Below are 13,704 nucleotides of genomic sequence, written 5' to 3'. Positions count from 1 at the left end.
TAAGGGATTTTTGCTTTTTAGTTCATTACCAGATAATTAAAAATACATTAACTTTAAAAAAGGAGACAACTGAAAACTAAAATTGCTGTTCTTTAAAATTACTTCTTTTAATTCAAATTTTCAACTGTCAAGGTTTTGAAAGCGTCGCAATAAGTGTTTTTAGGTATATTATTTCTGGTTCCAGGGGTTAAAACTTGATCAAATGATGCAATGAGGCGATCAATTTCGTTTTTAATAGCATCGTTTGGAGCTATTGAATTTACGTGAACAATTTTTCCCTTTGTATCAATTGTGAAACGTGTCCTAAAAAGAATCTCGCCGCGAAGTTCTTGCTTGTTGATTGTTTTTAGAGAAATATTTCGCAAAATATGATCGTATAATCTTTCGTAAAGACAGTTGTTTATTTGCCAGTAGGTTTGAAGATTTTCACAATCTTTTACAGTTGGGAGCTCATCAACAACAGCAAATTTGCTAGCTTTTATTACGGTATTTTTATTTTCTTTCGCAAACAGCTGAACGCTTATTCTTCCATGTTTGTCAGCTTCTGTAAGAGCCAGTTTTTCTAGCGGATATTTCTTGAAAATCTCAATGACTTTTCTGTCTAAGTCTTTGTCTCCCGTATAAATTCTAAAGCCTGAAGCTTTGCCTGTTTTGCTTATTTCAAAAGTCAGCCGGATAGTATAATTGTATTCGCTGCGCGAAATATCTTTATACAAATAAGACCATTTAACTTCTGAGAAATCGATTTTTTTAAGAAGCTTCTTTTCAAGATATATTTTAAAGAAGTTTGCTAAATCACTATTTTCGCTTGGTTGCGCTAAGGTCTGAAAAGTGTTGTTTTCGTTTTGATATTCCGCATCACTTTCCTCTCTCGTAAAATATGGATTATCAGATTCTGATTGTAAAACATTTTTATATCGTTCACGAACAGCTTTGTTTAAACTGTCTTTCTGTGTTTGCGAATAATTGCTAAAAGAGAATGCCACTATTGCAACGAATAATAAAACTGATTTCATTGTTTGATTTTTAATATTAAAATATAAAATAATTAGTATTAAAATTTAACAATAGTAAGAATCTTTGTCAAAGTTTTTAACCTTGACAAAGATGTATTTATTCCAATTCTTTCTTCAAAAACTTAGCTGTATAGCTCTTTTTGTTTTTTGCTACTTCTTCAGGAGTTCCTTTTGCAACAAGTTGTCCACCGCCTTTTCCGCCTTCGGGACCAATATCAATAATATAATCGGCAAGTTTAATAACGTCCATGTTATGTTCAATAACAAGAATCGTATTTCCTTTATCAACCAGTTTGTTGATCACTTCCATTAAAACTCTGATGTCTTCAAAATGAAGACCGGTTGTTGGTTCATCGAGGATATAAAATGTATTTCCAGTATCTTTTTTAGATAATTCTCCAGCTAATTTTATGCGTTGTGCTTCACCACCAGAAAGTGTTGTACTTTGTTGACCAAGTGTAATATAACCCAATCCAACATCTTGAATCGTTTTTACTTTTCTGTAGATCTTCGGAATATTTTCAAAAAACGGAACCGCTTCGTCAACCGTCATATCCAAAACATCCGAAATAGATTTACCTTTATATCGAATTTCTAAAGTTTCTCTGTTAAAACGCTTTCCTTGACAAGTTTCGCATTCAACATAAACATCTGGTAAAAAGTTCATTTCGATAGTTCTCACACCAGAACCTTCACAAGTTTCACAGCGTCCTCCTTTTACGTTAAAGCTGAAACGTCCGGCTTTGTAGCCACGAATCATACTTTCAGAAGTCATGGTAAACAAGTTTCTGATTTCGGTAAAAACTTCTGTATAAGTCGCTGGATTCGAACGTGGTGTTCGTCCAATCGGACTTTGATCAATATCAATTACTTTGTCAATATGTTCAAGTCCTTCAATCTTTTTATAAGGTTGTGGTTTTTTTACGCCATTAAAATAATACGCATTCAAAATTGGGTAAAGCGTTTCATTAATCAAAGTCGATTTTCCACTTCCTGAAACTCCAGTCACACAGGTTAATTGCCCTAACGGAATTTCGATAGAAACATTTTTTAAGTTGTTTCCTGTTGCTCCTGTCAGTTTTAAAAACTTGCCGTTTCCTTCCCGACGTTTTTTCGGAATTTCCAATTTCATTTTACCGTTCAAATATTGAGCAGTAATAGTATCTGATGCCAAAGTTTCTTTCGGAGTTCCGATACTGATAATTTCCCCGCCGTATTTTCCTGCTTTCGGACCAATATCAATTACATAATCAGCAGTTTCGATCATGTCTTTATCGTGTTCCACCACAATAACTGAGTTTCCAATATCACGTAATTGCTCCAAAGATTTGATCAATTTTTCATTATCTCTTTGGTGCAAACCAATACTTGGTTCGTCTAAAATATATAAAACACCAACCAATTGCGATCCAATTTGGGTTGCCAAACGAATACGCTGTGCTTCACCACCCGAAAGCGATTTTGAACTTCGGCTTAAAGCCAAATAATTCAAACCTACGTTCATCAGGAAATTCAAACGATCTTTGATTTCTTTTACAACTTCTGATGCAATTAAAAGTTGTTTGTCGGTCAAATGATTGTCTAAATCATTAAACCAAGTTGTTAAGTCAGAGATATCCATATCACACAATTCGGTGATATTTTTTTCATTTACTCTAAAAAACTGTGCTTCTTTTTTCAAACGAGAACCTTCGCAGACCGGACAAGCAATTTCGTCCATGAAATCTTTTGCCCAGCGTTTTATGCTTGTAGTAGCGCTTTCGTCGTATTGATTTTTGATGAAATTTGAAATTCCTTCAAAATCAATTTTATAATCTCTTGTAACACCAAGATCTTTTGAACTTACAGTGAATTTATCTTTTCCGCCATGCAAAATCATGGTCATGGCTTCTTCCGGAATCTTTTCAATCGGATCTGTAATTTTAAATCCGAATTTTTCTCCAATGGTTTCTAATTGTTTAAAAATCCAAGAAGATTTATATTCGCCCAGCGGTGCGAAACCACCCGCTTTTATTGATAATTTCGGATTCGGAATGATTTTTTTTACGTTGATTTCATGAACTGTTCCGAGTCCGTTGCAATGCGGACAAGCGCCTTTTGGTGAGTTGAATGAAAATAAATTTGGCTCCGGATTTTGATATGAAATTCCAGTTGTAGGACACATCAAGTTTCTACTGAAATAACGGACTTCATTCGAATCTTGGTCTAAAATCATCAGAACATTTTCGCCGTGATGCATTGCCGTATTGATGCTTTCCGCCAATCTTTTCTGATTGTCCGGCGTATCTTCAATCTGCATTCTGTCGACAACAATTTCGATATCATGTGTTTTATAACGATCTAATTTCATTCCAGAAACCAAATCTTGAACTTCACCGTTTACACGAACTTTTAAGAATCCTTGTTTTGTAATTTGCTGGAATAATTCGGCATAATGACCTTTTCTGGCTTTAATAACAGGCGCTAGAATATTGATTCGTTTTCCGCTATAATCCTGAATAATCAAATCTTTGATTTGTTCATCAGAATATGAAACCATTTTTTCACCTGTGTTGTAGCTGTATGCATCAGCGCCACGAGCGTATAAAAGCCTCAGGAAATCGTATATTTCAGTAATAGTTCCAACAGTCGAGCGCGGACTTTTACTAGTAGTTTTCTGTTCAATTGCAATTACGGGCGAAAGTCCATCAATTTTATCGACATCTGGACGCTCTAAACCGCCAAGAAACTGTCTCGCATAAGCCGAAAAAGTTTCAACATAACGACGCTGACCTTCAGCATAAATAGTATCAAATGCCAAGGATGATTTTCCCGAACCAGATAAACCAGTAATTACAACCAATTTTTCACGCGGAATAGAAATATCAATATTTTTTAGATTATGAACTCTTGCACCAAGAACTTCAATAGTATTGTCTTTGTCTAACATAATTTTGAGCAAAACGCAAAGTTACCACTTTGATTTGTTCTTTTTGTGCTCGAATGCAAAACTTTATGTTACAATTAGTAACAAAAAACGCTAACCATAAGTTAGCGTTTTCTTTTTCTTGTAGCCATATATTCTTCAATGGCTTCTTTGGTGGTGTACCAATTTCGGCCTTCTTTATAAGCGTCTATTTTTCCTGTTCTGGCTAATAAACTAACATATTCCTGACCATAAGGAGTATCTGGCTCGCTTACAATATTTTGTATCGATTGATAATCATAACTGCTTCCCGGCATGGCGCTTAAATAAATATTGAGAGTTCGCTCTAAAGCCTGACACATCAAGAGAGTCAGTTTTTGATAATTTCCATTGTTTGCCTGATTAAGCGCCTCGTAATATTTTTTCCTATCGTTTTTAAGAATAATAGCAGGCGGAAAGCCACAACGCATTAATAACAGATTCATGCTTAAACGCACTGTACGGCCATTTCCATCAAAAAAAATATGAATCCAAACTAATTTATGATGATAAATTGTTGCTAGTTCAATATCGTTTAAATCTAACGGGTTTGTATTGATAAAATCAATTAATTCATCAAGATAATCTGAAACTTTATTGGCATTTAGAGGCATAAAATTAGCTCCTGAAATTCGAACGCCGCCATTTCGTAATCGTCCTGCAAAATCATCTTCGATTGAGCGCAAAACTAAACCATGAAGCGAGAGAATATCAATGCTTCTAAGCTTGTAATTATCATCAACAATTGAATATAAATAATCAATGGCTTTATCGTGATTATGGGTCTCAAAATGTTCCCGAAGTGATTTTCCTTTAATGGTAATTCCTTCTTGAATAACCATTTGGGTTTCACGCAAACTCATTGTGTTTCCTTCGATACTGTTAGAATTATAGGTCCATTCTAGCGATAGGCTTTCGCGGATTTTATGCAAAGCGATGTTGGGCAATGGCCTGCTGTTTTGCAGTTCTTGCCTTTTTTGGTACAATCGATCAAATGTTGACTGAAATTCTTCTCTGTATGTTAGGTCTATTTTCCACATAATCCCACAAAGGTACTTCTTAATATCTGATAATGAAAATTTTTAACGTATCCGATATTAAGCTTTACTCAATTGTCATGGATCGCAGTTTCATGCGGTAAGCTTCTAGTGCTATAGATTTTGAGATAAAGCCGTAATATTTGTCATTTCGTAGAACAGGAAGAAATGCTGATTTCGATCTTTCGAATTTTGTCATTACGATTTCCATGCTGTCATAAGATGAAATAGTGGCTGCCGGAGTTTTCATAACATCTTTGATTTGCGTGTATTTGACTCGGTAGGCGTTAAATATGATTTCTCGGATATCATTAAAATGCACCACTCCAACCAAATCTTTTTCGTTATTGACAACCGCAAAAACAACCTGATTAGAATGTGAAATCAGATCAACTAGTTTGCTTAAATTTTCATCAGGATGAACCGTAAGATAATCACATTGAATAATACTGTCAATGTCTAAAGTTGATAAGATATTCGAATCTTTGTTGCTCGTAAAAGCATGTCCTTTTTTCGCCAGATTTTTTACGTCAAGCGAATATTTTTCAAAGCGTTTAGAGATTGCAAAACTGATTGATGAAACAATCATCAGCGGAATCATTAAGCCGTAACCTCCTGTAATTTCGGCGATAAGGAAAATTGCTGTCAGAGGAGCATGAAACAATCCGCTCAAAATTCCGGCCATACCCACCATTGTAAAATTGCTTATTGGCAAATTTGACAATCCTGTAAGGCTTACCAATTTTGAGAAAAAGTATCCTAAATAAGAACCTAAAAATAGGGAAGGAGCAAAATTTCCTCCGTTACCGCCACTTGCAATTGTAAGTCCCGATGCAAATACTTTTACCATCATCGTGCATCCTACAAATAAAAGCAAAACCCAATGATTATTTCTAAAATCGGCAAAAAGGGTGTTGTCTAAAAGTTGCCCCGGATCATTTTCAGATAATGTTTTGATGCTTTCGTATCCTTCACCAAACAACGTTGGGAAAACAAAAATCAATAAAGCTAAAAGAGTTGAACCAATCAGTGCTTTTTTATAAGGCCCAATTTTCATTTCGGCAAAATAATGCTCTACACGCTGAAAATTTCGGGCATAATAAATGGCTGCAAAACCAGTTAAAAAACCTAAAATCACATAAAAAGGAATGTTATGATAATTGAAAGTTTCTTGTCTTTTGAAAGATAAAAGAATCGTTTCATCTAGAACAATTGCAGAAACCAAAGCACCTGTAGCGGCAGAAATCATAATTGGTGTAAAAGCCGCAATACTGACATCGACCAATAAAACTTCAATAGCAAAAAGAACACCCGCAATAGGAGCGTTAAAAGCAGCTGAAATTCCTGCAGCAACACCGCATCCAATCAATAAAGTACGGTCTTTATAAGCTAATTTGTAGTTTTGAGCATAATTTGACCCAAATGCAGCTCCCGTTACAACAATCGGACTTTCAAGTCCGGCTGAACCTCCTAAACCAACTGTCAACGAGCTGGTTACGATTTGGGCATACATTTGCTTTTTTGGAATGATGCTCGCTTTTTTGGCAACTGCATATAGAATTTGAGAAGTTCCTTTTTGGATTGTTCCATTCAAAACTTTTTTGATCACAAGAACAGTCAGCATAATACCAATAATCGGCAAGATACTGTTAATGAAACTCAGTTTTAAAATACTGCTGATATACGTTGCAAAAGAAAAAACGCTGTGCGCAAAAGTTTTTAGAACAATTACGGCCAAAGAACAAGAAATACCGACTAATACGCTCGATAAAAAAATAAACTGCTTTGGCGTCAATAAAGATTGTGCTAAGGCAATAATGGTTTCTAATTTTCGAAAAAGTCGTTTTATCATAATTTATTTACAAAGTTGCAGAGAATACAAATTTAGCTCTAAACATTCAAATTTTGCTACTTTTTTGAAGTAAATCTTTTCGTTAAAATCCGGCTGCTTTGTCGTCGCCACGAAAATCTGCACCGCCTTCAAGTGTTTTGTCGGGCAGAACCAAAATTGCATCAACTTTGCCAATCACTGGCGTCGTTTTTTCATTTATTAAATAACCTTTTGCTTTTAAACTTTCTAATGTTTTATCGCTGAAAGTTTTAGGTTCAAAAGTGATTAAATCCGGCAGCCATTGATGATGAAAACGTGGCGCATTTACAGCTTCCTGCATGCTCAAATTATATTCATAAACATTCAAAATGGTCTGAAGCACCGATGTTATAATTGTTGATCCTCCTGGAGAACCTACAACCATATACAATTTTCCATTTCTTTCCACTATAGTAGGCGTCATAGAACTCAACATCCTTTTTTGTGGCGCAATGCTGTTGGCGTCATTTCCTACGAGTCCAAACATATTTGGAGAACCCGGTTTTGCGCTAAAATCGTCCATTTCATTATTCAAGAAAAAGCCCAGTTCATCACAGTAATATTTTGATCCAAATCCATCATTGATCGTGGTTGTAGCCGAAACGGCATTTCCAAATTGATCTACAATAGAGTAGTGGGTTGTTTCTGTACTTTCATTATAAGTCACTTTTCCTTCTTTTATATCAGATGATAAAGTCGCTTTTTCTGAATTGAAAGTTGACATTCTTTCTTTTAGATAATCATCGGCCAAAAGCCCGTTTATCGGAATTTTTACAAAATCTGGATCACCAAGAAACTGGCTTCTGTCTGCATAAGCTCTTCTTTCTGCTTCAACAATAACTTGTATCGATTGTTCCGAATTATGTCCCATTTTTGAAAGATAAAACGGCGAAATCATTTTCATGATTTGAGCCAAACAGATGCCGCCGCTGCTAGGAGGCGCCATCGAAGTTACTTTTAAATCTTTATAATCAAACTGAAGCGGTTTTCTCCATTTTGCTTCGTACAATGCGAGATCTTTAAGCGTAACAATACCGCCTTTTTTCTTTAAATAATCGACAAGAATTTGTGCCGTTTTGCCTTTGTAAAATTCATCGCGTCCATTTTTCAAGATTCTTTTTAAAGTATTGGCAAGCGCAGGATATTTTATGGTATCTTTTTCTTTGAAGTTTTTAGCCATAAGCGTATTGGGACCATTTGCTTTTACGATGGCATCATGATACGATTCTAGTTGTTTTTGCTGTTTTAAAGTAACTATAACGCCTCTTTCTGCAAGTGCAATTACAGGTTTTAAAATTTCGGACATTGGCAGTGAACCTAATTTTTTATGAACTGCAAAAACGCCGGCAATAGTTCCCGGAACACCAATTGCCAAAGGAGTTTCGGTGCTTTTTCCTTTTATGACATTTCCTTCTTTATCTAGAAACATATTTTTTGATGCCGCAAGCGGCGCTTTTTCTCTGTAATCAAGACTTCCAACTTCGCCATTCGCTTTTCGGTAAACCATGAATCCGCCTCCGCCAAGATTTCCTGCGTACGGATAAGCAACTGCCAAGGCTAATTCGGTACCAACCATGGCGTCAAATGCATTGCCACCTTTTTTCATGATTTCTACGCCAATTTTTGACGCTTCTTCACGGGCGGAAACGACCATGGCTTTTGATGCTGTAAATCCCGTTGGATGAACGGCTTGCTGGGCAAAAGTATAAATTGATATGAAAGAGAATAAAAACGTAATTTTTTTCATAAAAAAAGAAATATTAAATCGGAATGATTTTATAATGATTGTAATTTTTGGCTGGCATGAAGTCTTAGATCTTCAAAAAAAACGGTGAATTCTTGCTCAAATTCGGAGTAAAATTCTTTTAATTCTTCACTTGCAAACTGCATTTTTGAAAGGTTTTTTGACCTTCGATCCATTTGAGTCAGGATTTGATGTATTCCTTCAACGGTTCTATAGCTCAATAACCAGTTTCTTTCGATCATATACGGCATCAAACCTTGTGTTTTTTCAGTTAAAACGGAATAATTTTCGTCTAATGATTTATAAAATCGGTTTATGAAGCTTTCCAGATTTTCATCAGAATATTGCGTCCAGTTCTTGGCTAAAAAATGATCGTACACAATATCCACAATGACGCCCGCATAATGATGGTATTTTTCATGCAATCGCTTGGTGCTTTGCCTAAAAATATCGTGGGAATCGGTATAAGTATCAATAAAACGATGCAAAAGAATTCCCTTCTGAACATCTTCTGGAAAATGTTCAAATTGTTTTCCGCGAATACCATCAGCCATAAAATTGCCAATTTTGATTAAATCATTATCGCCGGAAAGATATATATGGGCAAGGAAGTTCATTTTTTTTTTTAAGATGCTAAGGTTCTAAGATACTAAGGAACTAAGTTATTTTAGTAAATGTATGAAAAGTTTTTTATATCGATTTATTGAGTGCTTTACAACTTCTAAACTTGATAATTATTTAAAATCAAGACAACTTAGAAGCTTAGTCCCGAGGCATCGGGATAGTGTCTTAGCAACTTTTTAAAAAATTCTTAGCACCTTAGTATCTTAGTCCCGAAGCCTCGGGATAGCAACTTTTTTAAAAATCTTAGCCCCTTAGTACCTCAGAACCTTAGCAACTTTTCTATATTTGTAATGAAAATAACCTTAACTCATAAAAATGACTTTAATAAAATCAATATCCGGAATTCGCGGAACAATTGGCGGAAAAGTAGGGGATAACCTAACTCCTGTTGATGCGGTGAAATTTGCATCGGCATACGGAACCTTTCTGAAAAATAATACTTCAAAAGAAAAATTAACGGTTGTAATTGGGCGCGATGCCAGAATTTCTGGGCCAATGATTCACAACTTGGTGGTAAATACTTTAATTGGTTTAGGAATTGATGTTATCGATCTTGGACTTTCTACAACGCCAACTGTTGAAGTTGCAGTTCCTTTAGAAAAAGCTGATGGTGGAATTATCCTTACAGCTTCTCACAATCCAAAACAATGGAATGCTTTAAAATTATTGAATGAAAAAGGAGAGTTTTTGAGCGGCGCTGAAGGAGCTAAAATTCTTGAAATTGCCGAAGCTGAAGCTTTTGATTTTTCTGATGTTGATAGTTTGGGCGAAATTATTTCAAACGATGCTTACATGGATATTCATATTGACGAAGTTTTAAACTTACCTTTAGTTGATATTGAAGCAGTAAAAGCCGCTAAATTTAAAGTAGTTGTTGATGGAGTAAACTCGTCTGGAGGAATTATTATTCCGAAACTTTTGGAACAAATGGGCGTTGAAGTAGTAAAATTATACTGCGAACCAAACGGACATTTCCCTCACAATCCAGAACCTTTAAAAGAGCATTTGACTGATATTTCAGAATTAGTTGTGAAAGAAGGTGCGCATTTAGGAGTTGTGGTTGATCCAGATGTTGACCGTTTGGCTTTCATCAGCGAAGACGGCGAAATGTTTGGAGAAGAATATACGCTTGTTGCTTGCGCTGATTATGTTTTGAGCAAGACTCCTGGTAATACTGTTTCAAATATGTCATCATCACGTGCGTTGCGCGATGTTACAAAAGCGCATAACGGAAGTTATGAAGCGAGTGCTGTAGGAGAGGTGAATGTTGTAGAATTAATGAAGAAAAACAATGCGGTTATTGGTGGAGAAGGAAACGGCGGCATCATTTATCCTGAATTGCATTATGGAAGAGACAGCTTGGTAGGAGTGGCTTTGTTTTTGACGCATTTAGCAAATAAAAAAATGTCGGTTTCTGCTTTGAGAGCTTCATATCCGGAATATTATATGAGCAAAAATAAAATTGAATTGACACCGCAAATCGATGTTGACGCAATTTTAACTGCTATGACCGAAAAATATAAAAACGAAGATATTTCGACAATCGACGGTGTGAAAATTGATTTTGCTGAAGAATGGGTTCACTTAAGAAAATCAAATACAGAGCCAATTATTCGTATTTATACTGAAGCGCATTCGCAAGATGCAGCAGATAAATTAGCGTTAAGAATTATTGACGAAATCAAAGTGATTGCAGGATTGTAATCTTTTGATTCTAATAAAAAAAGCCTCTTTTGAAATTCTTCGAAAGAGGCTTTTTACTTTTTGGTGATATTTAGATTTTAATAATCTTTATTGATTTTTGAACTTTTCCGTAAGTAGCATTCACGATATAAATTCCAGATGCGAGCTTGTCTCCAATTTTAATATCTTCATTAGTAAAATGTTCTTTTGATTTGTAGCATACAATTCCTTTCATATCGATGACTGTTATTGTCAAAGGCTCCGTGCTTTCCGATTTAATATGAAGCGTCGATTGCGATTTTACAGGATTTGGATAAATAGTAAACGAATCTTTTTCGGCAATTGGATCATTAACTCCCAAATTTGCCAAACTAAAATCCATAAAATTAAAATTCATTCCATCAGATTTGAATTTGATTTTCATATAAACTTCACCTTTTGGCAAATAAACGCCGGTTACATCTTTATTGGTAAAAGTTTGAGAATCGCCAGTTGCAGGAAAAGTTACGTCGGTTTTAACGACAGCATCATTTACAAGAATATCAAACTTCCCGATGTTTACAGGAGACGCAACCCTAAAAGTTATGTTGTATGTTCCTGCATCGGCAACATTCAATAAAAATTCATTCCAATCGCCAACTTGTATTGACGATACATGTTCGCCACCACCGACATCCATTGTCGTTTGCAATCCAGTTCCTTTTCTGCGATAATGCTTGTTGGCAGGAACTTTTCCCGGAACATTCATTTTTTTAGTAGTATAGCTTTCGTTGATATAGGCAGTCCCAATTGGCTTTAAAACGCCGCTTGTGGGGCTTAATAATTGCCCTTCCTGCATGTCAATCCAGTCTGCAGGAACACGACCTGTAAACCACGAATATCTGTAAATATCTGGATCGTTTTCAAAACTGCTTACGATTGCTTTCATAAAAGCGATTTTATCGGCCTCGCTTTGAACAACTCGATTTGCAAATTCGGTTACCCAAATTGGGCGATTGAATGTTTTTAAATTTCCGGTAACGCCAACAACAGAACCCGCCGTCGCATCATAAGTATGAAAAGCAATATAATCGACTTTGCAACTTGGGCATAACAAGAAAAATTCGTTGTGCCATTTTGTTGGGTCGCTGTAACCGCCATAATTGTCTGGGCCGTTGTAAGCAGGTGAAGCACTAACGATTTCTAAGTTTTTTGCAGCAGCAATTTTTTCAACATTTGCCCAAGCATTTACTGCTTCTTGAGGTGTTAATCGTGCACCGTCATTGAAATTAGGTTCGTTAAAAGCTAATAGATATTTTGCTCCGGGTTTTATGTTATTTATGAAATTTTGTACTTCGCTATCATTTAATTTTCCCCAAGCCATTGGCACATATTCAACCCCAATAGAAGCATAATTTGCATTTGTGTCGTTTTCGGGCGTTCTTCCCCAGTTGTACCACCAAGAAATTCCGGGTTTTAAAGCTTGTAAATCGGCAGTTGAATTGTTTCCGTAAGCAATTCCTCGCTTCGGACTTTGAGCAAAAATTAATTTTGAAGAAAAGAGTAGTAAAAGAAATAAAAGGCTTTTTTTGATCATAAGTATTAATTTTATAGTGGATTTGGAAAGTAATTGGCAGTCCCAAATGTATACTGTTTGTATAAATTTGCAAATATTCCAATGCCATAAAAAATCATTACAAAAACACATCAAAGTTTTTCTTTTAAATGTTTAAAACTTCATTTTCTAGTTTTGTGAAATTTTGATAAAATAAAAAAAAGTCCAAAAAAGAAACTGCTTTTTTGGACTTTGATTTTGTATAAAATTATTTTTGAACACGATGTTTCCATCTTTTGTGTGTCCATAAATAATATTCGGGTTCTTCGAGAATTTGCTTTTCCACTTCTTTCAAATACATTTCTGTAATTTTAAAATCTTCAAAATCTTTCGGATTATCAGCAATCGGAACAAATGTTGCTTCATAAAATCCTCTTTTGACTTTTTTTACATTTACAAAGATGACGCTCAAATTGTATTTTTTTGCCAACATTTCAGCTCCCGTGTGTACGGGAACTTCAACTCCCATAAATTCCATCGAATGAAAAATTCTATCTAATTTAGGAGATTGATCGCTCGCTAAACCGTACATGCTCAAAATTCCTTTACGCTGATTTTGTGCCATTGTTGGAATTGCTTTTTTGGTTTCGATCATTTCAGTATTGTATTTTGAACGGATTTTTCGAACCAATTTATCAAAATAAGGGTTCGCCAGTTTTTTGTAAACCGCAACGCCTTGAAAACCAATTTTAGGATTTACGGTCATCAACCATTCGTAACTTGCATAATGTGAGGCTACAAGAATAACGCTTTTCCCTTTTTTTGCATAATCCAATACTAAATCAAGATTAGTAACCTGAAATCTTCGTTCCATTTCTTCTGGCGAAATGCTCATGGTTTTGATCATTTCTAAAAACATATCACACATATGTTTATAGAATTTCTTCTCGACCGTTTTTCTTTCGGAATCATTTAAATGAGGAAGTGCAAGCGCCAGATTTTCGCGAACCACTTTTCTTCGGTAGCGAATAACGTGATACACCAGAAAATAAACAAAATCTGAAAACAGGTAAAATAAACGGAATGGAAGTATAGAAATAAGCCAGAGCAAAGGGTAGGCTAAAATATAAACAAGAAACTGCATTTATTTTTTTTTACAAATATAAAGCAAAAATATTAGCCAGCGATATTTTGGTTTGACCCTAACATATGTTTAAGAATAACTATATTTACAATTCAAATTAAATATATT

9 protein-coding genes are annotated in these 13,704 nt (G+C 35.2%); 1 reads left to right on the top strand and 8 read right to left on the bottom strand.

Annotated features, from left to right (window positions below):
* Positions 1 to 107 precede the first annotated feature (107 nt).
* The 6 genes from FND99_RS14735 to FND99_RS14710 all read right to left on the bottom strand — a co-directional run bounded on the left by FND99_RS14735 (position 108) and on the right by FND99_RS14710 (position 9,228).
* Positions 108 to 1,016: a hypothetical protein gene (locus FND99_RS14735; protein WP_144338708.1), complete on the bottom strand. Its 909-nt coding sequence runs from the start codon at positions 1,014 to 1,016 to the stop codon at positions 108 to 110.
* 97 nt (positions 1,017 to 1,113) lie between these two features.
* Positions 1,114 to 3,945: an excinuclease ABC subunit UvrA gene (gene uvrA, locus FND99_RS14730; RefSeq protein ID WP_144338707.1), complete on the bottom strand. Its 2,832-nt coding sequence runs from the start codon at positions 3,943 to 3,945 to the stop codon at positions 1,114 to 1,116.
* A gap of 101 nt (positions 3,946 to 4,046) precedes the next feature.
* On the bottom strand, positions 4,047 to 5,000 hold the full coding sequence (locus FND99_RS14725) for a Fic family protein (RefSeq protein WP_144338706.1): 954 nt from the start codon (positions 4,998 to 5,000) through the stop codon (positions 4,047 to 4,049).
* Positions 5,001 to 5,064: 64 nt separating this feature from the next.
* Positions 5,065 to 6,849, bottom strand: a complete 1,785-nt coding sequence (locus FND99_RS14720; protein ID WP_144338705.1) for a chloride channel protein — start codon at positions 6,847 to 6,849, stop codon at positions 5,065 to 5,067.
* 82 nt (positions 6,850 to 6,931) lie between these two features.
* Entirely contained in the window at positions 6,932 to 8,614 is a 1,683-nt protein-coding gene (gene ggt / locus FND99_RS14715) for a gamma-glutamyltransferase (protein WP_144338704.1), read from the bottom strand.
* A gap of 29 nt (positions 8,615 to 8,643) precedes the next feature.
* On the bottom strand, positions 8,644 to 9,228 hold the full coding sequence (locus FND99_RS14710) for an acyl carrier protein phosphodiesterase (protein WP_144338703.1): 585 nt from the start codon (positions 9,226 to 9,228) through the stop codon (positions 8,644 to 8,646).
* A gap of 322 nt (positions 9,229 to 9,550) precedes the next feature.
* On the opposite strand from FND99_RS14710, the gene glmM reads away from it, so the two are divergent.
* Positions 9,551 to 10,939, top strand: a complete 1,389-nt coding sequence (gene glmM / locus FND99_RS14705) for a phosphoglucosamine mutase (RefSeq protein ID WP_144338702.1) — start codon at positions 9,551 to 9,553, stop codon at positions 10,937 to 10,939.
* Between the two features lie 70 nt (positions 10,940 to 11,009).
* On the opposite strand, the gene FND99_RS14700 is transcribed toward glmM, so the two are convergent.
* A complete protein-coding gene (locus tag FND99_RS14700; protein WP_162615562.1) occupies positions 11,010 to 12,494 on the bottom strand; it encodes a glycosyl hydrolase in 1,485 nt (494 codons plus the stop codon).
* 226 nt (positions 12,495 to 12,720) lie between these two features.
* Positions 12,721 to 13,596 carry a lysophospholipid acyltransferase family protein gene (locus FND99_RS14695; RefSeq protein ID WP_144338700.1) on the bottom strand — a complete coding sequence of 292 codons (876 nt, stop codon included), beginning with the start codon at positions 13,594 to 13,596 and terminating at the stop codon, positions 12,721 to 12,723.
* Positions 13,597 to 13,704: the final 108 nt, after the last annotated feature.

The organism is Flavobacterium daemonense, from assembly GCF_007341385.1.
Lineage (GTDB): Bacteria > Bacteroidota > Bacteroidia > Flavobacteriales > Flavobacteriaceae > Flavobacterium > Flavobacterium daemonense.
The sequence above is the reverse complement of the archived record's forward strand: the minus strand, read 5'-3'. Positions and strand labels throughout refer to the sequence as shown.